Here is a 21664-nt window from a genome sequence, read left to right as displayed (position 1 = left end):
CACCACCGCCAGCGGCTGCTCGCGATCGGTACGCATCGTCGGCACAGAGGCCAACAGGCTTCGTGTGTATTCATGCCGCGGCCGGGTGAGAACCTCATTCACCGGCCCGGTCTCAACAATCTCTCCATGGCACATGACGGCTACGCGGCTCGCTACCTGGCCTACCACGGCCAGATCATGCGAAATGAAAAGCATTGCCAGCCCATGTTCTTGCTGCAGCTCTCGTAGAAGCGCCAGAATCTGCGCCTGCCATACCGCCGTTCTGCCTCAGGAATCGCCACAGCCTCAAGCGCCTCAAGGGCGCGTCGCTTGGCTTCGCGACCGCTCCAACCGGCTGAATGTGCCGCTGCACATTCGGCCACCTGCGCTCCTATACTCATGACCGGATTCAGCGCCGTCATCGGCTCCTGAAAGATCATGGCAATCTCGCGCCCGCGCAGTTTTCTGAGTGCGCTGGCCGGCTCGTCAAGCAGATTTACACTGCCATCTGCCCCTTGCCACGCAACTTCACCCGTCACCTGCGCCGTTTTCGGAAGCAATCCCATCACGGCCAACGAAGTCGCGCTCTTGCCCGATCCGGACTCGCCTACCAGGCCCAATACCTCGCCCTCGCTGATCTCGAAGTCGATCCCGCGGACGGCCGCCGGAGACGAGTCAGCCGCTCCAAATCGGATTCTCAGATCGCGCACAGTGAGGAGTGCAGTCATGCTGTCATCCTAGCCGATGCGAACCAGCACCGATGCGATCGGATGCGCCCCTGAGACTCAACTTGTTGATGACTGCGCAATAGAGCCCGTGGTAGCTTCATGGAGGCAACGCCCGAGAGCTTTCGGACATCTGCTGCGGTCTGTATCGCACGACTTTTGACAACGCAACTTTGTTTAGAAAGAGGAGTTTGACCAGCTATGAAGATCAAGATGTTTGGTGCTGCTCTGCTCGCACTTTCCCTCGCCTTGGCCGGCGCATCTGCCGCTCATGGGCTGCAGGGACCGCCTCCACCGAATCCGTATGGCCCGCCTCCACCGCTTCGGCCGGGATGGGATAACGCTCCGGGAAGCTACAGAGACGACATCCAGCGCCGCGCTTACCAGGAAGGTATCCACGGCGCCCGCAAAGACCGTGAGAACGGTCGCAGGCCAAACGTCAACAATCGCGACGAATACATGCGCAAAACGGCCTTCCCCGTTCCTCCGAATATGCTTGGCTCCTACCGCCGGGCCTTCGCTGCCGGCTACAACCACGGCGTGCAGATCTTCTACGGCCCTCGCCGCTACTAATCTTTTTTTGATCGAGAGCAACGCCCGCAGCCAGACCGGTGCGGGCGTTGCTCTTTCGCACCGCTGCCGGTGCAAACAAGCGCCTCTTCTAAAGACGGCGTAAGGAACCGCGTTTTTGCCGTTTTATGGCATCCAGACATCGTGGTAGGCTCTGGGCAGATGACTACGCGGCGCACAATCCGGCGCACCTCCATCAAGGTGCAACTGCGCATCAATCACATGGATGTGTGCTGCGGTCCGCCGTTCTTCTTCCTTCCCTCTCTTTAGGAGACGTGGCCGGTCACTTGATCTTCCGGCGGGCGTTTCTCCACCCAGGCAGACAAATTTGTTCGCGAATCCCGTGTCCGGGCATAGCGTACGTGTCTGCAAAGCACGGAAACCGAAAGCATGTGAGCCCTGACCGACAGCAGCGGCATCGGCGTATTTTCAGCCAGCCTCAGTCACAACGCTGCAGGGAGCCGCCTACGCATCTCGGTTTCCATCACAGGTCATCAGGGCCAGGGGAGCAGCATCCATGGTGGAGTCCAGCGTTCTTTGCAGTGAAGTTCTACCCGGCGGGGCCACGTGGTCCCATGTGCTCAAGCGAGGCACCGCGCTGCGCATCACCGATCTTGAAGGCGGCACAAATGTGGCAGCGTATTTCCTCAACTTTGAGCTGCCCGCCGAGCGCTTCAATCTGCCTGACACGCTGAAGGCGCAGCACACCGCGCGTCTTACCAAGGGCCACGTGCTCTACTCCGACATGGGTCGCATTCTCTGCTCGATTACCGACGACACGGCAGGCTGGCACGATCCGCTGGCTGGCCTCTCAAACTCAGCGCTGGTCGAAAAAAAATACGGCAAGCTCACCTACCAGCAGGCGCGCAATGACTGGCATCAGAATGCGCGTGACGGCATGACTATCGAGCTGGGCAAGTACGGCATGGGCCCACGCGATCTGCATGCGACAGTAAATTTCTTCAGCAAGGTCGCGGTGGATGAGGCTGGCAACATGCACTTTGCGCCGGGCAACTCGCCTGCCGGAAGTTACGTGGAGCTGCGCGCGGAGATGAACACGCTGCTGATTCTGAACACATGCCCGCATCCGCTGGACCCGGAGCCAAAGTACGCGCCCAAACCAGTCGAGCTGAGCATCAGCCGTGTTCCACCCCCGCGCGCCGATGACCCATGCCGCACGCAATGCCGCGAAAACGCGCGCGGATTTCTGCTCACCGAGTTTTATTTTCTCTAGCGCTACATGGGATAAGAAAGAAATTGAAAAAATTAGCAACACCAATCTGGGAGCGGCATGTTCAATAAGGTTCTGGTTGCCAATCGCGGCGTCATCGCCTGCCGCATCATCCGCACGATGCGCAAAATGGGCATTGCCTCAGTGGCAGTCTATTCGGAGGCCGACCGCGATGCGCGCCACGTGCTGGATGCGGATGAGGCGGTGCTTGTAGGGCCCGGTGCGCCTGCGCAGAGCTACCTCGCCGTTGAAAAAATTCTCGCTGCAGCCGAACAGACAGGCGCGCAGGCTGTGCATCCCGGTTACGGCTTCCTCAGCGAGAACATTGAGTTCGCCCGTGCCTGCGCCTTGTGCAACATTGCCTTCATCGGCCCGCGAGTCCCGCAGATTGAGGCCTTTGCGCTCAAGCACACCGCTCGCGCCATTGCCCAGCAGTGCGGCGTTCCACTGCTCCCTGGCACCGGCGTGCTCAGCGGCGTGGAAGAGGCGCTTCTGGAAGCAGATAAGCTCGGCTTCCCCGTCATGCTTAAAAGCTCGGCGGGCGGGGGCGGCATCGGCATGCGCGTCTGCCACGCGCCGGATCAGCTCCGCGATGCGTATGAGAGCGTTGTCCGCCTCAGCCAGAACAGCTTTCGCGACGGCAGCGTCTTTCTGGAAAAATTCGTTGCCCGCGCCAAGCACGTCGAGGCGCAGATCTTCGGCGATGGCAAAGGCGGCGTTCTTGCGCTCGGCCTGCGCGATTGCTCCGCGCAGCGCCGCAATCAGAAGGTCATTGAAGAAACGCCCGTCCCCGGCCTCGATCCGCAGATCTCCGAGGCCATTCGCAGTTCCGCCATTCTGCTCGGCCAGGCCGTAAACTACGCCAACGCCGGCACCGTTGAGTTTCTTTACGATGCCGACACAAGCGCTTATTACTTTCTCGAAGTCAACACACGCCTCCAGGTGGAGCACGGCGTCACCGAGCAGGTCACGGGCCTCGATCTGGTCGAGATGATGGTTCTTGAAGCCGCAGGTGAACTGCCGGCATTCGATACCTTCGCCAGTACGCCGACAGGCTGCTCCATGGAAGCCCGCGTCTACGCTGAAGACCCGGCAAAGAACTTTCAGCCTGCACCGGGCAAGCTCTCGAAGGTCAGCTTTCCAACAAACGCTCGCATCGAAACCTGGGTTGAGAACGGAACCGAGATCACGCCCTTCTACGATCCGATGATCGCCAAAATCATCGTTACGGGTGCGGATCGTGAAGATGCGGTGAGCAAACTGCAAGCGGCACTGGCGCAAACCGAGATCTACGGCATGGAGACGAACCTTCGCTATCTTCAGGCTGTCGTCGCGTCGAAAACATTCACCTCCGGCGCAATGACAACTGCGTTCCTGGCTGGTTTCCCTGTCACGCGAACAGCTTTTGAAGTGCTCGACGGCGGTATGCAGACCACGGTGCAGGATTTCCCCGGCCGCCTAGGCTACTGGCACGTCGGTGTTCCGCCTTCAGGGCCCATGGATGCGCTTGCTTTTCGCCTGGCCAATCGCCTCGTCGAAAACAACAAAGACGCAGCCGCTCTCGAAATGACCACAATGGGCGCGAAGCTGCGCTTCGATGCGGATGCCGTCGTCGCACTCACTGGCGCGGAGATGGGCGCAACACTTGATGGCGCGTCGGCGCCGATGTGGCAGGCATTTTCCGTCAAGGCAGGCTCTGTTCTGCGTATCGGTGCAGCCAAGGGCGCTGGCTCGCGCGCTTATCTCGCCATCGCAGGCGGCATTGACGCACCTGGCTTTCTCGGCAGCAAGGGCACCTTTATGCTCGGCGGCTTTGGTGGTCATGCTGGTCGCGCTTTACGCGCAGGAGACGTGGTTCATTTTTTACCCGCCGCATCAACCACAAAACTAACAGGCCTTGCGCCGGAGCAAAGGCTCCAGTACACGCGCGAGTGGGAGATTGGAGTTCTCTACGGGCCGCATGGTGAGCCCGAATTCTTCACTCCTGCCGACATCGACATGCTCTTCTCCACCGACTGGAAGGTCCATTATCAGTCGGATCGCACTGGCTTACGGCTCGTCGGACCAAAGCCTGAGTGGGCGCGCAAAGATGGCGGCGAAGCCGGCCTGCATCCCTCGAATATTCATGACAATGCATACGCCGTCGGCTCCATCGACTTCACCGGCGACATGCCCATTCTGCTTGGCCCGGATGGTCCAAGCCTTGGCGGCTTTGTCTGCCCGGCCATCATCGTGGAAGCCGAGCGCTGGAAGATGGGCCAGCTCAAGGCTGGCGATACCGTGCGCTTCCGCCGCATCACGCTCGCGCAGGCCGAAGCTATCGAGTCAGCCGTCGAGCATTTCATTGCCGCGCTGGAAGGCTCCGCTCCGCAACTGCCTTCTCCCGTCGCGCTTGAGCCTGCCATTCTTCGCACCATCGAAGCGCCGCAGCCCACTCTCGTTGCCCGTGCCGATGGCGACAAATATCTCCTCATCGAGTACGGTCCACGCCAACTCGATCTTGGCCTGCGATTTCGCGTGCACCTGCTCGAAGAGAAACTCCGCGCCGCAAATCTCAAAGGCATTCTCGACATAACCCCTGGCGTGCGCAGCCTGCAAATTCACTACGACAGCCGAAAGCTCCACCGCAAAGAGCTGCTGGATGCAATCGAGTCCTTTAATACAGCGCTACCTGAAAGCCCACAGATTGCTGTGCCTTCGCGCATCGTGCATCTGCCGCTCTCCTGGAACGATCCTGCCACGCAGCTTGCGCAGGCTAAGTACGGTCAGGCCGTGCGCCCCGATGCGCCCTGGCTGCCCGACAATATCGAGTTCATCCGCCGCATTAACGGCCTCGGCAGCATCGATGAAGTGCACCGCATCGTGCATGAAGCCAGTTATCTCGTCCTCGGCCTCGGCGATGTTTACCTCGGCGCACCTGTCGCAACACCAACAGACCCACGGCATCGTCTCGTCACCACCAAGTATAACCCTGCGCGCACCTGGACGCCGGAAAACGCCGTCGGCATCGGCGGCGCGTACATGTGCGTCTATGGCATGGAAGGTCCAGGCGGCTATCAGCTTGTGGGCCGCACTGTGCCGGTCTGGAACACGCATCGCATCACGCCTACCTTCACCCCAGGCACTCCGTGGTCTCTGCGCTTCTTCGACCAGATTCGCTTCTACCCCGTCACCACCGAAGAACTTACCGAGCTGCGTCGCGACATTCTCAACGGCCGCTTCAATCCGCGCATTGAAGAAACTGAATTCTCCCTCCCGGCCTACGAATCCTTCCTTGAATCGAATCGAGAAGGCATCGCAGCCTTCAACGAAACCAAAACCTCAGCGTTCCATGAGGAGCGCGAGCGCTGGCGCATGAACGGCCAGCTTGACTATGGCTCCGCGCTCGTCGATATGCCGGAATCGAACACTGACGAACTCACCGTGCCCGATGGCTGCGAAGCCGTCCACGCGCCCATGACCGCCTCTGTCTTCCAGGTGGCAGCAGAGCTCGGCCAGCGCGTAACCGCAGGGCAGCGTCTCGTCGTGCTCGACGCCATGAAGATCGAAATGGAGATCTCCGCGCCGGTCTCCGGTGTCGTTCAACAGCTTCTCTGCCAGCCCGGCCAGATGGTAAGTGCTGGCCAGCAACTCGCAATCGTTTGCTCGTCGTGTTGAGTCACGGCACAAGGGGATCGAATGGACATCAGCTCGCTTGAAAACGCCTATCGCACTGGAACGCTCACGCCAGGTGCAGAAGTCGCGCGAATTTACAACGCAATCGAGCGCACAGGCGAGCGTCCCGTCTGGATTTCCCTTTTCCCGCGCGAAGAGGCTCTAGCCCGCGCCCACACGCTTGAAGCCGATGAAGCCGCTCGCAAGCTTCCGCTATACGGAATCCCTTTTGCCGTCAAAGACAACTTCGACGTTGCAGGCATGGAGACAACCGCAGCCTGCCCCGCCTTCGCGCACAGGCCCGATAAAACCGCTACCATCGTGCAAAAGCTCACTGACGCAGGCGCAATCCTCATCGGCAAAACCAACATGGATCAGTTTGCCACCGGCCTCGTCGGCACGCGCACGCCTTATGGCATCTGCTCCAGCGTTTTCAACGCCGAACACATCTCCGGCGGTTCCAGCTCAGGCTCTGCCGTCGCCGTCGCAAGCGGTCTCGTCAGTTTTTCATTGGGCACAGACACAGCAGGCTCAGGTCGCGTCCCCGCTGCATTCAACAATCTCGTGGGCCTCAAGCCCACGCGCGGCCTGCTCAGTACAAACGGTCTGCTTCCGGCATGCCGTACGCTCGATTGCGCCACCATCTTTGCCGAAACCTGCGCCGATGCCTCGCGCGTCTTCGCAGTCGTGCGCGGATTCGATGCCGAGGATGCGTATTCGCGCACACCGCGTCCCGGCGAAGGCGCAACACCGTGGAGCGCAGCGACCACAGAATCAGGCGGCGCTCTAAGCTCTGGCTTTCGCTTCGCCGTCCTCAACGCAGCGTCCCGCGAATTCTTCGGCGATGAAGCGTCTGCCGCGCAGTATGAGGCCGCAGTGTCCGCTCTCACCGCACTCAGTGGCACGCCCGTCGAATTCGACTACGCACACTTCCGCGATGCAGCTAGCCTTCTTTACAAAGGTCCCTGGGTTGCCGAGCGTCTCGCCGCTCTCAAAGACTTCTTCGCAGGAGATCCTAAGACAGTAGATCCGACTGTCGGCAGCATCATCCGCGGCGCGGCAAAATACACCGCCGTTGAAGCCTTTAACGCTGCTTACGCGCTTGAATCTCTGCGCCGCCAAACCGCCGGCCTCTGGCAGCAGGCGGATTTTCTGCTTCTGCCCACCGCTGCCACGCATTACACCGTCGAGCAGGTGAAGGCCGCGCCCATTGAGCTCAACACAAACCTCGGATACTACACCAACTTCGTGAATCTCCTCGACCTCGCAGCAGTCGCCATTCCTGCCGGATTCAAGACCAATAACCTTCCCTTCGGTGTCACGCTGGTAGGCCAGGCATTCACAGATGAGGGGCTTCTCCGCATCGCCGATCGCCTGCATCGCGCTCTCAGCAAAACTCTCGGCGGCAGCTCGCGCGACCTCGCCGCAACGCCACCTGCCGCAACAAATGCCGCTCCCAACGGCTGCATCTTGATGACCGTTGTCGGCGCGCATCTTACCGGTCAGCCGCTCAACTGGCAGCTTACTCAGCGCAAGGCGCGGCTCGTCCACTCCACGCGCACACACGGCGATTACCGCTTCTACGCGCTTGCCAACACCACTCCGCCCAAACCCGGACTTGTCTATTCACCAGGCTTCGGCGGCGAAGGCATAGAAGTGGAGGTATGGGCCATGCCGGAAGAGACCGTCGGCAGCTTCTTAAGTTTGATTCCGTCACCACTTGGCCTCGGCACGGTGTGCCTCGCTGACGGCTCTCTCGTCAAAGGCTTTCTCTGCGAGCCCGCAGGACTTGAAGGCGCAGAGGAAATCACACATCTCGGAGGATGGAGGAGGTACATCGCCACAAAAAGTTAACGCAGGGAGTTATCGTGAGGAACTAACGCCGCCCGTCGTCATCATCGTCGCCGCTACTCTTCTCCTCACTCTTTCCGCCATGCGGCTTCAGCTTGCCGGCAAGAGCCTTTTCCACCAGTACGTGGAAGTCGATATCGGCCGGGTCCTCGCCCACCTCATACCGCGCCAGCGGCTTGCCATCGCGGCCAATGAGGAACTTGGTGAAGCTCCAATGCAGCTCGCCGCCGGGCAGGCCCTCTTTGGGATCGGTGAGGAAGTGGTACAGCGGAACAGCATTCACGCCGGTCAGCGTGGCTGGCGCAAAGACGGTAAAGGTCACCTTGGCGGTGTCGAGATAGTACTTGCTGACAGCAGTTGTCTCCTTCAGCTCCTGTGCGCCGAACTCCGCCGAAGGAATGCCCAGAACGACGAGGCCCTTTGATTCGTAACTTTTCGCCAGATCGCTCAGCGCATCAATCTGGCTGTGATACACGGATTGGCTGGCAAGGTTCACAAGCAGCACCACCTTGCCCTTGTAAGCGGAAAGAGAAACAACTTTGCCGTCGAGTCCGACGAGCGAAAAGTCGTAAATGGTCTGCTTTGGCTTTTGTGGCTGTTTCTGCTCCGCAGGTTTTTGCTCCGGCGGCTTCTGAGCAAATGCTGCTAAAGCAGAGACGAGCAAAGTTGCAACCAGAAACACGGAAAGACGGCGCGAGATGGCTCGAAAGATCATGGAGTTGAAAACAATAGTCTCCTATGTGTGCATTATGCCGCCTGCGCGCTTCATTTTCGCTGTCTATCGCTCCGATTTTGGACGGCCATTCGTTTTTGTTTTAACTCGAACCCGCCGCAACAGGGCGGCACTACAAACGGACGTGACCCATGGACTTTGAACAGCTCAAAACCTTTCTGCATGTCTGCCGCCTCAAGAGCTTCTCCCGCGCCGCGGAAAAACTCGGCGTCACGCAGCCGGCCATCTCCGCGCAGATCCGCTCGCTTGAAAAAGAGGTGGGCGCGCGCCTCTTTGATCGCGATGGCGGCAAGGTCACCTTCACGGCAGCGGGCCGCTTGTTTGAGCCCTTCGCCGAGCACTGCCTCCAATGCCACAGCCACATCGTCATGGCTGTGAATGAGCTTTACCGCTCTGCCCGTGGAGAGGTTTCCGTCTCGGCCAGCGAGGCCACCAGCCTCTACATCCTGCCGCCGGTCTTCGCCGAGTACAAAAAACAGTACGCGCGCGTGAATCTCAGCATTGTGCGCGCCGAACACCTCCGCTCCATCGAGATGGTCGTCAACCGCGAAGTCGATTTTGCCATCGTCTCCACGCCCCTCAAAGACCCGCGCCTCGTCGTACAGTCCATCCATCGCGATGAGATCGTGCTCACCGTCTCACCCGCGCATCCGCTGGCCGCCCGTGGCACAATCAAGGTGGACGAGATGCTCCAGTTTCCCGTGCTGCTGCTCAAGCAGGGCCGCCAGCGCACGCTTCTCAACAACTTCTTTGAGAGCTTTGACGCGCAACCCCGCATCGCCATGGAAGTGGATTCGAGTGAGCTGCTTAAGCGCCTTATCGCCGCCGGGCTAGGCATGGGTTTCCTGCCCCGTGCCAATGTTCAGGACGATCTACATGGTGGCCTGCTTAAGGTAGTCAAAGTCGAAGGCATGAGGATCAACCGCGAACTGGCTCTCATCTTCCGCAAAGACCGGACGCTGACCCACGCCGCGCATGCTTTCCTTGAGCTCGCCACCAACAGCGCGGAACAGCTCTATCCTTCCCCGCGGGCCGCGAAGGCCGCCCGATAAAATCCTCCGCGCCGCCTCGGGCTCCGAATACCTGAAGCCATGAATTTCACAATGCTTATGCGGTATTTATACGTGCAGCGCTATCGTTTTATCCATCGCATAAATAAGTTGAATGAGCCTCGTGAACGCCCTGGCAGTGAAGTAAATTTGGGGTACAGTTCCTGAACTTTCGCCCCGTAGTTCTCGCTCGCAAGCTCATCAAGATAAAGACCATCTCAATAGCTAAAGGTGGAAGGATTTGTACAGGATTCTTTCAGGCAGTCGGTCTCTCTCCAGCGGCATTCTCGCCGCCGCGCTTCTCCCTGTTCTCGTCTTCGTCCTCTTTTGCGCGCCTGTGGCTTACGCCGCGCCACCCAGCTTCACCGTCGGATGGTCTGTGTACGCCGGGTGGAATCCCTACTACTACATGGCACGCTCCGGCATCCTCAAAAAGTGGGCCGACAAGTACGGCATCGTCATCAAGGTGCAACGCTTCGATTACGCCGCCTCGCTCGATGCCTTCGTAGCCAAAAATATTGACGCCTGCACCATGACCAACATGGAGGCGCTCGACATGCCGGCCGCCGCCGGCGTCGATTCTACCTCCATCATCATCGGAGACTACTCGAACGGCAACGACGCCGTGCTCGCGCGAAACAACCTGAGCCTGGCCCAGCTTCCCGGCAAGCCCATTCTGCTTGTGCAGAAGACCGTCTCCGAGTATCTGCTGGAGCGTGCGATGGTGATAAACGGTCTCGAAGGCCAGCTCTCAAAACTCAAGCTGCTCAACACCTCAGACTCGGATATCGTGGGCGCCTACCTGGGCAACAAAGGCAACCAGATCGCCGTTACGTGGAAGCCGCTCGTCTCGGAGATTCTCTCCCAGGACTCCGGAGTAAAGCCGCTCTTTGATTCCTCCAAAATTCCCGGCGAAATTCTCGATCTGCTCGTCGTTCGCAGTGAAGTGCTCAATCGCCCTGACGGCTCCGGCGTGAAGTTTGCCAAGGCCATCACTGGCGCATGGTACGAGACCGTGGCTCAGCTAACAGGCTCGGGGCCTGATAACGCAAAGGCCCTCACCGGCAGTGCCGCAGCTTCGAACGACACAGTTGCTTCCTATAAAGAGCAGCTCAAGACCACATATCTCTTCTCCTCATCGCAGTCCGCAACAAAGTTTGCTACAGACGCAGCGCTGAAGCAGAAGATGGACCTCGTCCGCCAGTTCTGCTTCCGTCATGCGCTGCTCGGCCAGAACATCAAGTCTGTTGACGACGTCGCGATTCTCTATACGGACGGCAGCGTGCAGGGCAAAAAGGATCGCGTCCGCCTCCGGATGGATTCCACGTATATGCAAATGGCAGCGCAGGGGAAGTTGTAAACGCATGAAAACGGCATTCCATCCGGCAGACCTCGCAGCCATCCAGGTGCGTCCTTCGCGCCTGTGGACGCAGTCGCTCGGATGGATTTTGTTTGCCGTCGGTATCGCGCTCTACGCGCAGTTCTCCATCGCGCGCCACAAGGAAAATCCGGAAGACCGCGTTGTGCCTTCCGCGCAGCAGCTCATTCAGGGCATCAAGTCCGCTGCCCTGGGAGCCCCGGAAGAAGACGACACAGTTGATGCCAACGCGCCGTTCATCGAACGTTTCAGCCACAGCATGTTGTGGAAGGACACTCTCTCAAGCGGCAAGCGCTTTCTCGTCGCGCTTGTGTTGCTCATCCCCGCCATCCTGATCGGCCTGCACATGGCCGTCTTTCCGTACTTTGGCGCGCTCTGCCTGCGCTTCGTCATTTTCTTTGACAAGATTGTTGCGCTATCGCTGCTTCCAATCCTGTTTATTGTCTTCGGCATCGAAGAATGGTCCAAGATTGCGCTCATGGTCATCGGCGTTGCGCCCACACTCATCCTCGATACCTTCAACATCGCGAAATCCGTGCCCCGCGAGCAGATCGTCAAGGCCTTCACGCTCAAATCCTCGAACCTCGACGTCGCCTATCGCATCGTGCTCAAGCAGGTGATGCCTCAGATCATCAACAGCGTGCGCCTTAACCTCAAGCCGCTCGCGCTCTTTCTTTTCGCCGGTGAAATGATCGCAGCCACGGACGGCCTTGCTTACCGCATCGCCCTCATGCGCCGCCACATGGGCATGGACATCATTCTTCCTTACGTCTTGTGGGTTGCACTTCTACTTTTTGTTGCCGACGCGCTCTTGCGCTTTACCAACCGGAGGCTACACCCGTGGTATCAGCCCCTCTAAAGCTCAATCCGGTCACCTTTAACCCGGCCGGGCTCGCCTCGGTCGCTGCCGAAGTGAGCGCTCCCGTCTGCGTCACAAATGCCTCTCGTGTTGAAATCTCCCTGCGTAAAGTTGGCGTCGCTTACTCCGCAGGAAAAGAAGGCACCAAGACTGTCCTCGCCAATATCGATCTTGAAATTCCAGCCGGCGAGTTTGTTGTTCTCCTCGGTGAAACGGGCTGCGGCAAGAGCACGCTGCTTCGCCTCATGCTCGGCCAGGAGTTTCCTACTTCAGGCGAAGTCATCGTGGACGGCAAGCCCGTCAAGCGCATCGATTCCCGCACCGGCTATGTGCCGCAAAAATACTCGCTCTTCCCGGACCGCACCGTGCTTGAAAATGTGATGTACGGCCCTGAGAATGCGCATGCCGGCCTGCTTGGCCGCCTCACTCCGTCTTTCTGGCGGTTCCGCTGCGAGCTACGCGAGGAAGCCATCCACTCGCTCACCCGCATGGGCCTGCGCCCGCAAGACATGAAGAAGTATCCGCATCAGCTCTCCGGCGGCATGCAGCAGCGTGTAGCCATAGCGCAGGCCCTGCTCATGAAGCCCCCGGTGCTGCTTCTCGATGAAGCCTTCAGCGCGCTCGACCCCTCTACGCGTTCCAGCCTGCAGGAGCTGCTGCATTCCATCTGGTCTGAATCGCGCCCCACCGTGGTTTTTGTCACGCACAACACTACGGAAGCACTACTCCTTGGAACTACTCTGATCGTGCTCGGGCGCCATCGCGACGATAATCCTGAGCAGAGTAATGTGCTAGTCGCAGAGAAGATTCCCACCGCACAGCTTCCGTTCGCGGAGCGTCGTCACAGCGCGGAGTTCCGCATGCAGCACGAGTTTCTTGAGAGGGTCGCCTTCGCGTCCTCCTCCGTGCATCGCGTAGAGCCGCAGTCACCGGCGCAGGAGGGCTGTCACGCATGAACCGCTTCGTTTATCTGAGCAGCGCGTGTATGACGATCGCCGGCATTGTCGTCGCCACGTCGGGAACCGTCTCTGCCGCTGGCCGTAATGACGACCCCAAGCCGGACCCCGCATCGAAGCAGTTCTACACCACGCGCGTCACGGACATTCTCACCAACAACTGTCTCGACTGCCATGACGAAACCGCGAAGGGCGGCCTTCGCCTTGACTCCTATGCGTCCATCCTCAAAGGCGGCAAAAGCGGCTCCCTGATTGTTCCCGGTGATCCAGATAAGAGCCTGCTCATTCAGGCCGTGCGCCGCTCAGGCGATCTCAAGATGCCCCCCAAGCGTTCGCTCGATCCCGCAGCCGTCGCCGATCTCGTCGCCTGGGTCAAAGCCGGAGCTAAAGGAGAAGATCCTGCTCCTGCCGCCGCAGCCCAAGCCGCGCAATCAGCACCTGCAACATCCCCGGCCGCAAGCGCCACGGCCCAGAACATGAATCCCGGTGGCGCTGTCGAATTCAAGCAGGTCGTAGTTCCCTCCGCGCACTCCACCGCCGCCGATGCAGACTTCTTCGAGAACAAAGTCCGTCCCATCCTCGCCAACAGTTGCTATGACTGCCACGATGAAACCGCCAAAGGCGGCCTGCGCGTAGACCAAAAGGCTGCATTCTTCAAGGGCGGCACACACGGCGCTCTCATCGTCCCAGGCGATCCCGACAAGAGCCTGCTGATCGTCGCCGTCCGTCAGTCCGGCGATCTAAAAATGCCCAAAGGCGGCAAGCTCTCTGATGCGGAGGTTGCCGTCCTCACGCAGTGGGTCAAAATGGGCGCGCCCTGGCCGGATACAGCGACAGTTACGGCAGGCAATCCAACCGCCAAGACTGGCCAGATCACGGAAGAGCAGCGCGGGTTCTGGTCCTTCCTGCCGCTCAAGCCCATCGCTCCGCCGCCCATCCCATCTTTCGGATCTGACAAGCGCTATGAGCACTGGCCACACACGCCCATCAACAACTTCGTCCTCGCAGGCATGCACACCGCCAGCCTTGAGCCAGCGCCTGAAGCCGACCGCCGCACGCTCATTCGCCGTGTTACTTTCGATCTCACCGGCCTGCCGCCCACGCAAGCCGAAGTTGACGCCTTTCTCAACGACAAATCGCCCAACGCATGGGAGAAGGTCGTTGATCGCCTGCTCGCTTCGCCGCGTTACGGCGAGCGCTGGGGCCGCCACTGGCTCGATATCGCGCGTTACGCCGAGGACGACGTTCGTGGCCTCGATCCCAAGGGCCGCGGCTTCATGCCCTTCCAGGGCGCATGGCGTTATCGCGATTGGGTGATCCAGTCCTTCAATGACGACGTGCCGTATGACAAATTCGTCACGCTCCAGCTCGCGGGAGATCTCGTCCCTTCAAAATCCGATACGGAACACAAAGCCAATCTCGTCGCTACCACATATCTCGGCGCCGGCCCGTGGGTCTGGGATCAGGCCGAGCCCATCCAGGGCCGCGCAGACGAGCGCAACGAGCGTGTCGATGCTGTTACCCGCGGGCTTCTCGGCCTCACCGTCGCCTGCGCCCGCTGCCACAATCACAAATACGATCCCATCGCCCAGCGCGACTACTACAAGATCGTCAGCATCTTCGCCAGCTCCACATACAAGGAGTATCCAGTCGAGTCTCCCGCCTCCGCCGAGGCCTTCGACAAGAAAAATCTTGAAGCCGCAAAGCTTCAAGGCGGCCTGCGCGAATACACCACCGCCCTCAGCAAACAACTCGCTGACGCGCTCTCCATCCAGTCAGCCGATTACATGACCGCTGCGTGGAGCGTCTCCGGCAAGCCCAGGAAGACTGTCGATCAGATCGCCTCGCAGAAGCAGCTCGATCCTGAACTCCTTCAGCGCTGGGTCGACTATCTCGCCAAAGATCATACCTATTCGTACCTGCAGGACTGGAAGGCGATGATTGCCTCGCCCACCAGCACGGAAGACCAGGCCCGCGTTCTCGCCGAAGCCTTCCAGAAAACCGTCGTCCGCGTCCATGCCAAAGCCGCGGAGATCGACGAGCAGAACGAGATCATCCGCGCCAAGAATGACGTACCAAAGCATCGCTATCTTGACGCCAAGCCAAGTGAGTTTGAAACCTTTGATCAGTTTTGCCCCGGCTGTGAACTGGAGCTGAAAGCACTGCCTACAGACGAGGCCAAACTCTACTCCGATCTCTTCGTCTCGCAGTCCGGCGATGAGGAAGAAAAATTCAAACCCGGCGTCATGCTCTTCACCGGCTGGGGCCTCAAGCGCCGCGTGGGTCCGCAGTTCCAGGCCTACATTGACGCGCAGCAGAAGAAGATCGGCGATCTGCAAAAGGAGCTCAAAGACTCCGGCTTCCCTTACGTCAACGGCATGTCAGACAAGCCACAGGCTATCGACGTCAAGCTCAATCTGCGCGGCAATCCTCACTCGCTCGGCGAAACCGTTCCACGCGGTTTTCTCACCGTCCTGCAGCCCGTCAATGCACAGCCTTACTCGCATGGCAGCGGGCGCCTCGACTTTGCGCATGACATTGCCACGCATCCGTTGTCGGATCGTGTCATCGTCAACCGCATCTGGAAGTGGCACTTCGGCACGGGCATTGTGAATACTCCCGACAACCTCGGCACGCAGGGCGACAAGCCATCCAATCCCGCGCTGCTTGAATATCTTGCCTCGGAGTTCGTCGCGCACGGCCGCTCCATCAAGTGGCTGCAGCGCCAGATTCTTCTCTCTGCTGTCTATCGCGAGAGCGCCGATGAAAGCCCCGAAGCGCGCGAGAAAGATCCCGCCAACCGCCTCTACTCCCACTTCACCCGCGCGCGGCTTGACGCTGAAGAAATCCGCGACGGCATCCTCTTCATCGCAGGCGATCTCGACCTGAAACAAGTCACCGGTCCATCCTCGGATTTCTCGGACTCAAACCTCCAGCGCACGGTCTTCTGTAAAGTCAGCCGCTTCCGGCTCAACAACTACCTGCTCGTCTTCGACTTTCCTAACCCAAGCTTCACTTCTGAGCAGCGCTTTTCCTCAAACGTTCCGCTCCAGCAGCTTTACTTTATGAACAATCCCTTCGTCTACGAACAGTCCGGCGTGCTGGCTGAACGCGTCCACACCGAATCGACCGACGAAGCGCGCATCGCCAAAGTCTACGAGTACATCTTCCAACGAAAGCCCTCGCAGCAAGAGCTGGACCTCGGCCTCAAATTTCTCAAAACCACGCCGGAGAAGCCCGGCTACGAAATTGCCGATAAGCCGATTACGGCATGGGATGAGTACACGCGCGCGTTGCTCAGCTCAAACGAATTTCAATTTGTGAACTGATACGAGATTCGGCGTGGGCAGCCGTATCGCCCGCCGCCGGGGAGAAGAAAATGATTCATCGCCCTTCAGGCCGCCCCATCACCCGACGCGACGCACTCCGCACCATGGGCTGCGGCTTCGGCTACCTCAGCCTGGCCAGCATGGTGGGCCAGTCGCTTGCGCGCGCTGCATCCGCCACGCCCACCGAGCGTGCCCCATGGATGATCACCGACAAGCCGAAGGCCAAGAACGTCATCTTCCTCTTCATGAACGGCGGTATGTCGCAGATTGATAGCTTCGACTACAAGCCTGCGCTTGAAAAGTACCACGGCCAGCCCATGCCCGGCGGCGATCTCGCCCATGAGCGCAAGACCGGCAACATCATGAAGTCGCCCTTTGCCTTTAAGAAGTATGGTCAAAGCGGCATCGAAGTCAGTGAAATCTTTCCGCATCTTGGCGAGTGCGTAGACGATATGTGCATCGTCAAAAGCGTCTACACCGAGATTCCCAATCACGAACCCGCGCTTGAAATGATGAACACCGGAGCGAACTTCTCCGGCCGGCCTTCCATGGGCGCATGGATCACCTACGGCCTCGGCTCGCTCAACCAGAACCTTCCCGGATTCGTCGTCCTTTGCCCTGACGTGCCCACTACAGTCGGCCCGCCGCTCTGGTCCTCGGCCTTTCTCTCGCCGGTACATCAGGGAACCTACGTCTCTGACGCCGTCGATAAGTCCGAATTCGATCCGCAGAAGCTCATCTCGAACATTCACAACGAGCGCTTCGATCTCAACGCGCAGCGCAAAGAACTCGACCTCGTCAAGCAGCTTAATCAGCTCAACATGGGCCAGTCGCAGGTTCACGATCCACAGCTCGAAGCCACCATCGGCTCCATGGAAACCGCGTATCGCATGCAGACCGAAGCGCCCGATGTCTTCGACGTCCGCAAGGAATCCGAAGCCACGCTCAAGCTCTATGGCGAAGGCTCAACCGCGCGCGGCTGCCTCACCGCTGCTCGCCTGATTGAGCGCGGCGTACGCATGGTGCAGGTCTACTACGCCAAGGGCGATCCCTGGGATCATCACTTCGACATCGAGATGCATCGCAAGACCGGCCACGACTCCGACCAACCCTTCGCCGCGCTCATCAAGGACCTCAAATCCCGTGGCCTCTACGACGAAACCATCATCGTTGCCGGCTCGGAGTTCGGTCGCACTCCTGTGGTCGAAGTTGGAAGCGGCTTCATGGGCGGCCAGACGCACAATGGCCGCGACCACAATCCGCACGGCTTCACCATGTGGATCGCCGGCGGTGGCTTCAAGCGCGGATTCACCTATGGCGCCACGGACGACTTCGGCTGGAAGGCCATCGAAAACCCTGTCCACGTCCACGACATTCACGCTACAATCCTGCATCAGCTCGGTATCGACCACCAGAAGCTCACCTATCACTACAGCGGACGCGACTATCGCCTCACCGATCTCTATGGCAATGTCGTCCACGACCTGATTGCATAAGCACACTGCAACGGCACGAGCCGCTCCATTCATTGGAGCGGCTTTGTTGTCTCAACGGAGGTTCACAATGAAGCGCTTCGAACTTTTTGCTCTACTATTTTTGATCGTTACTGCACCAATTGCAGCTCACGCCCAATTTCCTGAGCCTGATGGCGGCAATCTTGAGCACGGCGTTCTTCCGCGCCAGTGGCAGCCCGCCGGCCCGCACTGCATGGAGATTCCCGAGTGGCAGGTGCATGAATACAACCCGACGTTTTTCATCCTGCGCCAGTCCGGCTGTACTGACTACGAAAAGCCTTTCCTCTATCTCATCTTCGGACAAGACAAGGCCTTGCTCTTTGATACCGGCTCACGCAACGGCAACCTCGTTCCCACGCTCCAGCGCACCATCCACAACTGGCTTGAACGCAATCATCGTCAGAGCATCCCGCTGATCGTCACACATTCGCATTCGCATGAAGATCACACCTGGGGCGACCCTGCCGTGCAGGCAATGAACGACCCCGCCATCCCCGTCACCTTCGTCCCCGCCACAGTCGCATACGAAAAATCCTTCTATCAAATCACGGATGGTCCGGATGGAAAGGGAACTGATGCACACGGCCTCGTCGATCTCGGCTCGCGCGCCATCGATGTGATTCCCATTCCCGGCCACGACTCCGCCAGCATTGCGCTCTATGACCGCCGCACCGGCATCCTCCTCACCGGCGACAGCCTCTATCCAGGCCGCCTCTACATTCACTCAGTCACGGAATTCCAGACCAGCACCGAGCGTCTCATCCGCTTCACGGAAGGCAAGCCCATCGCGCACATCCTCGGTTGCCATATTGAAGAAACGCGCACACCGTTCCTTGATTACGCCATCGGCTCTATCTACCAGCCCGACGAACATTCACTAGAACTCTCAGTGGGCGCACTCCTTGAACTTGAAGACGGGCTCAAGTCTTTGAATGGTGTCTCGAAACATCTCGCGCTTCGTGATTTTTCTCTCTGGCCCGTCGCCGCGCGCAACTCCAGCATGAGCCCGCACACGCAAAAGACCTTCGAGCAGGTGCAGGCCGAGCAGCTCAAAAACAAATGGGATCAGCCGAAGTAGTTTTGCTCTGAAACAGCCTAAGCCAACGGCAAACGCACCGTGGCCCGTGCGCCCGCGTCATCCTCGCGGTTTACCAGCTCCACATCTCCGCGATGCCCGCGCGCAATCTGCTGTGCCAGCGCCAGCCCCACGCCGCTCCCCTTGGGCTTGGTGGTATAGAAGGGCACAAAGAGATTCTCCGCATTCGCAATCCCTTGTCCGCTGTCCTCAATCTCGATCCACACTGAATCATCCGCCGTGCGCCACGAAACCCGTACTGCCTGTTTGTTATTGCCCAGCGCGCTGTCCACCGCATTCGCCAGCAGGTTGATAAGCATCTGTTCCAGCTGATCCGGATCTACAAGCAGCGCCACCGCCGGGCCCGCTTCCAACTGCACTGCAAGCCTTTGCTCCAGCAGTACTACGCGTTCCAGCAGCGGCCCCAGCGCAACACGGCTTAACTTCGGCGGCGGAAGCTGCGCCAGTTGCCGGTAGGACTGCACAAAGCGATGCAGCGAATCGGCGCGGCTCTCCATCACACCCAGTCCACGCCGAAAATCCCGCTTCATGTCCTCTTCCGCCGCGAGTGAATCCACCCGCATCAAGAGGCTTCCGGCAATCGACTTGATCGGCGCCAGCGAATTCGACAGCTCATGTCCCAGCACGCGGATCAGCCGCTTCCACGCTGCCTGCTCCTCTTCCTGCAGAGGCACGCTCACATCGGCCAGCAGCAGTAGTGTATGCGGCGCACCCTCCTGGCGAAAGCCCGCTCTTCGCAGCAGCCAGCGCGCGGAACGGTTTCCGAATAAATGAATCGTCTGATCCGGCGCGTTCAACAGCTCATCCAGACCAAGCTCAGCCGCTGTGCGCCCAAAGCAGCGCGCATAGGGCCGGCCTAACAGCTCCGCGCCTGAAGCATTGATGAGCTGCAGCACATTATCGCGGTCAAACGCGAACAGCGGCGCATGCATCACTTCGAGAATTCGAGCCAATAGCGCCGTAGCTTCCAGTGACCGTACCCTCTGGCCCTGCAGCAGGTCGGCCAGCGCATTCACCTCGCCGGCCAGCTCGCCCAGCGGATCGTGCGAATTAGCGCCGCGCGCGCGAAAAGAGTAATCTCCCTCGCGAAGCGATGCAATCACATTCGTGAGTGTCTGTAACTGCCGCACCAGTGTGTCCACCAGCGCCGCTGCAACCAGTCCAAGGTAGGCCACAAGGCATCCCAGGATCAGCAGCGACTCCGAAATATCCAGCTTATCCTGTGCAACCAGGATGCCCGCAAACACAAGCGCAGGCAGCGCAAGCCACATGCAGAAAAGCCATACCCGGCCTATCGCCGAGTATGTTCTGCGGCTTCGCGGCTTACGCTCATATTCCATATTTCTCGATGCGGCGGTAGAGTGCGGCGCGGCTCAACCCCAGCGCGTCGGCGGCCTGTGAGATATTTCCGTCGCAGCGGCGAAGCACTCTTCGAATTAGTTGCGCCTCCATCTCCTCGATGCTCATCGTATCAACGCTTCCAGCCTGCGGACGCGAAGAAGCAATCGCGAGATTCGGCGGCTCAATCTGCTCTCCACGCGCCAGCAGAACTGCGCGCTCCACTGTATGCTCCAGCTCGCGCACATTGCCCGGCCATGCATACTGCATCATCGCCTGCATCGCCGCGGGCGCGAAATCCGTAATCTGCTTGCGATACCGCGTCCTGCTGCGCTCCAGAAAATGTGCCGCCAGCAGCGGAATATCCTCGCGCCGTTCGCGCAGCGCAGGCAAATGAATCTCCACCGTATTCAGTCGGAAGAGCAAATCCTCGCGAAAATTTCCTGCAACCGCCTCTTCGTGCAGATTCGCATTCGTCGCCGCCAGCACCCGTACATCCACACGCCGTGTCTGTGACGAGCCCACACGTTCCAGCTCGCCGGTCTCAAGAACCCTCAGCAGCTTTGCCTGCTGCCGCAGCGGAACGTTGGCAATCTCATCCAGAAACAGCGTGCCGTTGTTGGCCAGCTCAAACCGCCCGATGCGATCCGTGCGCGCATCCGTAAACGCACCCTTTACATGGCCAAATATCTCGCTCTCAAACGTTCCTTCCGGCAGTCCGCCCGCATTCACCGCCACCAGCGGCATCCGCGCGCGCAGCGATGCTGAATGCAACAGCTTCGCCACAATCTCCTTGCCGGTTCCATGTTCGCCCGTGATCAGAACATTTGCGTCCGACGGCCCCACCTGCGCAATCAGTTCCAGAACAAGCTGCATCGACGGCGCGGAGGCCACAAAATCCGGCATTCCTTCAGCGCGCAGCAGCCGATTCTCCAGCTCCAGTTGCCGAGCGCGCCGCAGCGCCTGATGCAGCTCCGCATGCACGCGAATCAGGCTCAGCAGCCGTTCGTTCTCCCATGGCTTCTGCACAAAATCCCGCGCTCCGCGCTTGATGCTCTCAACGGCCAGGTCGATATTTCCCCACGCCGTCATCACAATCACGGGCAGCCGCTTGTCGAACTCCTGAATCCGCGCCAGCAGATCCAGACCCTCCTTCCCGGAGGTCGTATCGCGCGTATAGTTCAGGTCCATCAGCAGCACATCGTAATCGCGCTCGCTCAGCGCCTCCATCACCAGCTCAGGCGACCGCACACAATGCACGGCAATTCCATGCGGAGCAAGCAGCAGCTCGACCGCTTCGAGAATATGCGGCTGATCGTCGGCAACCAGCACGCGAATCTTGTTCCCGTTAGTTGGAATGACTTGCCTCCACAGCGCTCGGTCTTACCTTGGCAATTGAAAC

The 21664-nt window shown here is 59.4% G+C and carries 16 protein-coding genes; 11 read left to right on the top strand and 5 right to left on the bottom strand.

The features are described from left to right. Both ABSG47_RS07285 and ABSG47_RS07280 read right to left on the bottom strand, forming a co-directional pair. Positions 1–195: ABC transporter ATP-binding protein (locus ABSG47_RS07285; protein ID WP_481133021.1), on the bottom strand; the 195-nt coding region annotated here is incomplete at its 3' end. Beyond that, on the bottom strand, positions 162–707 hold the full coding sequence (locus ABSG47_RS07280) for an ATP-binding cassette domain-containing protein (protein WP_424168318.1): 546 nt from the start codon (positions 705–707) through the stop codon (positions 162–164). The genes ABSG47_RS07280 and ABSG47_RS07285, both read right to left, overlap by 34 nt. Before the next feature lie 198 nt (positions 708–905). On the opposite strand from ABSG47_RS07280, the gene ABSG47_RS07275 reads away from it, so the two are divergent. From ABSG47_RS07275 to atzF, 4 genes are all read left to right on the top strand, one after another. Then, the gene (locus ABSG47_RS07275) at positions 906–1277 is read left to right on the top strand and encodes a hypothetical protein (protein WP_424168315.1); all 372 of its coding nucleotides are present in this window, start codon (positions 906–908) and stop codon (positions 1275–1277) included. A 514-nt stretch (positions 1278–1791) separates the two neighbouring features. Beyond that, complete coding sequence (locus ABSG47_RS07270; protein WP_424168312.1) at positions 1792–2508, top strand: urea amidolyase associated protein UAAP1; 717 nt, start codon at positions 1792–1794, stop codon at positions 2506–2508. A 57-nt stretch (positions 2509–2565) separates the two neighbouring features. Next, entirely contained in the window at positions 2566–6162 is a 3597-nt protein-coding gene (gene uca / locus ABSG47_RS07265; protein ID WP_424168309.1) for an urea carboxylase, read from the top strand. Positions 6163–6183: 21 nt separating this feature from the next. Beyond that, positions 6184–8013 (top strand): allophanate hydrolase, encoded by a 1830-nt coding sequence (gene atzF / locus ABSG47_RS07260; RefSeq protein ID WP_424168306.1) that lies wholly within the window; start codon positions 6184–6186, stop codon positions 8011–8013. 22 nt (positions 8014–8035) lie between these two features. Here atzF and ABSG47_RS07255 read toward each other — a convergent pair whose 3' ends face one another. Beyond that, positions 8036–8725 (bottom strand): glutathione peroxidase, encoded by a 690-nt coding sequence (locus tag ABSG47_RS07255; protein ID WP_424168304.1) that lies wholly within the window; start codon positions 8723–8725, stop codon positions 8036–8038. Positions 8726–8874: 149 nt separating this feature from the next. On the opposite strand from ABSG47_RS07255, the gene ABSG47_RS07250 reads away from it, so the two are divergent. The 7 genes from ABSG47_RS07250 to ABSG47_RS07220 all read left to right on the top strand — a co-directional run bounded on the left by ABSG47_RS07250 (position 8875) and on the right by ABSG47_RS07220 (position 18906). Further along, on the top strand, positions 8875–9795 hold the full coding sequence (locus tag ABSG47_RS07250; protein ID WP_424168302.1) for a LysR family transcriptional regulator: 921 nt from the start codon (positions 8875–8877) through the stop codon (positions 9793–9795). A 238-nt stretch (positions 9796–10033) separates the two neighbouring features. Further along, positions 10034–11152: a putative urea ABC transporter substrate-binding protein gene (locus tag ABSG47_RS07245; protein WP_424168300.1), complete on the top strand. Its 1119-nt coding sequence runs from the start codon at positions 10034–10036 to the stop codon at positions 11150–11152. 4 nt (positions 11153–11156) lie between these two features. Further along, positions 11157–12029, top strand: coding sequence for an ABC transporter permease (locus ABSG47_RS07240; protein ID WP_424168298.1), 873 nt, complete (start codon positions 11157–11159; stop codon positions 12027–12029). Beyond that, the gene (locus ABSG47_RS07235) at positions 12011–12985 is read left to right on the top strand and encodes an ABC transporter ATP-binding protein (protein WP_424168296.1); all 975 of its coding nucleotides are present in this window, start codon (positions 12011–12013) and stop codon (positions 12983–12985) included. Before ABSG47_RS07240 ends, ABSG47_RS07235 begins: the two co-directional genes overlap by 19 nt. Beyond that, positions 12982–16314 (top strand): PSD1 and planctomycete cytochrome C domain-containing protein, encoded by a 3333-nt coding sequence (locus ABSG47_RS07230; RefSeq protein ID WP_424168294.1) that lies wholly within the window; start codon positions 12982–12984, stop codon positions 16312–16314. The genes ABSG47_RS07235 and ABSG47_RS07230 overlap by 4 nt, the downstream gene beginning before the upstream one ends. A 50-nt stretch (positions 16315–16364) precedes the next feature. Next, positions 16365–17810: a DUF1501 domain-containing protein gene (locus ABSG47_RS07225; protein ID WP_424168292.1), complete on the top strand. Its 1446-nt coding sequence runs from the start codon at positions 16365–16367 to the stop codon at positions 17808–17810. Positions 17811–17877: 67 nt separating this feature from the next. Then, on the top strand, positions 17878–18906 hold the full coding sequence (locus ABSG47_RS07220; protein ID WP_424168290.1) for an MBL fold metallo-hydrolase: 1029 nt from the start codon (positions 17878–17880) through the stop codon (positions 18904–18906). 17 nt (positions 18907–18923) lie between these two features. On the opposite strand, the gene ABSG47_RS07215 is transcribed toward ABSG47_RS07220, so the two are convergent. Next, positions 18924–20195, bottom strand: coding sequence for a sensor histidine kinase (locus ABSG47_RS07215; protein ID WP_424168287.1), 1272 nt, complete (start codon positions 20193–20195; stop codon positions 18924–18926). Between the two features lie 58 nt (positions 20196–20253). Beyond that, positions 20254–21594, bottom strand: coding sequence for a sigma-54-dependent transcriptional regulator (locus ABSG47_RS07210; protein ID WP_424168284.1), 1341 nt, complete (start codon positions 21592–21594; stop codon positions 20254–20256). Positions 21595–21664: the final 70 nt, after the last annotated feature.

The sequence above is a fragment of the Occallatibacter sp. genome, assembly GCF_049510455.1.
Classification (GTDB): Bacteria; Acidobacteriota; Terriglobia; order Terriglobales; family Acidobacteriaceae; genus Telmatobacter.
Note: the sequence above shows the minus strand (reverse complement) of the source record. Positions and strands in the feature narration are given on the sequence as shown.

Excerpts from the sequence above, each read along its gene's own strand:
- ABSG47_RS07280 (WP_424168318.1), bottom strand. The coding sequence starts at position 707 with ATGACTGCACTCCTCACTGTGCGCGATCTGAGAATCCGATTTGGAGCG.
- ABSG47_RS07275 (WP_424168315.1), top strand. The coding sequence starts at position 906 with ATGAAGATCAAGATGTTTGGTGCTGCTCTGCTCGCACTTTCCCTCGCC.
- ABSG47_RS07270 (WP_424168312.1), top strand. The coding sequence starts at position 1,792 with ATGGTGGAGTCCAGCGTTCTTTGCAGTGAAGTTCTACCCGGCGGGGCC.
- uca (WP_424168309.1), top strand. The coding sequence starts at position 2,566 with ATGTTCAATAAGGTTCTGGTTGCCAATCGCGGCGTCATCGCCTGCCGC.
- atzF (WP_424168306.1), top strand. The coding sequence starts at position 6,184 with ATGGACATCAGCTCGCTTGAAAACGCCTATCGCACTGGAACGCTCACG.
- ABSG47_RS07255 (WP_424168304.1), bottom strand. The coding sequence starts at position 8,725 with ATGATCTTTCGAGCCATCTCGCGCCGTCTTTCCGTGTTTCTGGTTGCA.
- ABSG47_RS07250 (WP_424168302.1), top strand. The coding sequence starts at position 8,875 with ATGGACTTTGAACAGCTCAAAACCTTTCTGCATGTCTGCCGCCTCAAG.
- ABSG47_RS07240 (WP_424168298.1), top strand. The coding sequence starts at position 11,157 with ATGAAAACGGCATTCCATCCGGCAGACCTCGCAGCCATCCAGGTGCGT.
- ABSG47_RS07230 (WP_424168294.1), top strand. The coding sequence starts at position 12,982 with ATGAACCGCTTCGTTTATCTGAGCAGCGCGTGTATGACGATCGCCGGC.
- ABSG47_RS07225 (WP_424168292.1), top strand. The coding sequence starts at position 16,365 with ATGATTCATCGCCCTTCAGGCCGCCCCATCACCCGACGCGACGCACTC.
- ABSG47_RS07220 (WP_424168290.1), top strand. The coding sequence starts at position 17,878 with ATGAAGCGCTTCGAACTTTTTGCTCTACTATTTTTGATCGTTACTGCA.
- ABSG47_RS07215 (WP_424168287.1), bottom strand. The coding sequence starts at position 20,195 with ATGTGGCTTGCGCTGCCTGCGCTTGTGTTTGCGGGCATCCTGGTTGCA.